Source organism: Streptomyces sp. NPDC048196, from assembly GCF_040652715.1.
GTDB classification, from domain to species: Bacteria; Actinomycetota; Actinomycetes; order Streptomycetales; family Streptomycetaceae; genus Streptomyces; species Streptomyces siderophoricus.
This window is the reverse complement of record NZ_JBEZMM010000114.1, coordinates 1-1,088: the sequence shown is the minus strand read 5'-3', so window position 1 is coordinate 1,088 and position 1,088 is coordinate 1. Positions and strand designations below refer to the sequence as shown.

Here is a 1,088-nt window from a genome sequence, read left to right as displayed (position 1 = left end):
TGTATTGACCTGGAGCGTTGTTCACGCGGCTGATGGGTGGCTTGCCGCCGAGTGCGGTGTGGCTGCGGTGGTGGTTGTAGGTGTGGAGGAAGTCTGTCAGGGCTTCGGTGCGTTCGGTGTTGGTGGTGTAGGGCCGGCTGTAGGCCCATTCGTCGAGCAGGGTGCGGTTGAAGCGTTCGACTTTGCCGTTGGTCTGTGGCCGGTAGGGCCGGATGTGCTTGTGGGCGATGCCGGCTGCGGTCAGGGCTCGGGTGAACAGCTTGGACTTGTAGCAGGGGCCGTTGTCGGTCAGGACCCGTTCGACGGTGATGCTGTGGCGGGTGAAGAAGGTGTGCGCCCGCTGCCAGAAGGCGAGGGCGGTCTCTTTGCGTTCGTCGGGCAGGACTTCGCTGTAGGCCAGGCGGGAGTGGTCGTCGACGGCGGAGTGGATGTAGCTGTAGCCGATCACCGGCTTGCAGCTCTTGCGCTGGTCGGTGGTGGCCTGTCGGTTGTGGGCGCCCGTAATTCGGCCGACTGTGCGCCAGCCGCCTCCGTCGGGGATGTTGCCGAGTTTTTTGATGTCGAGGTGGACCAGCTCTCCCGGCCGTTGGTGCTCGTAGCGGCGAATGGGGCGGCCTGTGGGCCGGTCCAGCCAGGCCAGGCGGTTCAGGCCGCGGCGGGTGAGGATCCGGTGCACGGTTGAGGCGGGCAGTCCGAGGATGGGGCCGATGCGGGCCGGGCCCAGTTTGCGGTCCTGGCGCAGCTGGCACACCTTCGCCTCGGTCTCGGCGGGAGTCCGGTGCGGCATCGTGCGGGCCCGGCTGGAGCGGTCATGCAGACCGGCGTCTCCCTCGGCCCGCCACCGGCGCATCCACTTGTGGGCCGTGGGCCGTGAGATCCCCATCTCGGCCGCGACATGCGCGATGGGACGACCGGAACATACCCGTTCAACCAACAGCCGCCTGCCATGCACGGTCAGCCGGGCATTACGGTGGGACACGAAGACCTCCGTGCGTGGTGTGGAGCCTAGACACCTCCACCACACCGGAGGTCTTCGCCATGATCAAGACCCAGCGACCGTTAACAACGCTCGTGATCAATACACCTAG

General features: G+C 66.4%; 1 protein-coding gene. It reads right to left on the bottom strand.

Features of this window, described 5'->3' with window-relative positions:
• On the bottom strand, positions 1-979 hold a 979-nt coding region (locus AB0E02_RS39275), incomplete at its 3' end, for an IS481 family transposase (protein ID WP_362149582.1).
• Positions 980-1,088: the final 109 nt, after the last annotated feature.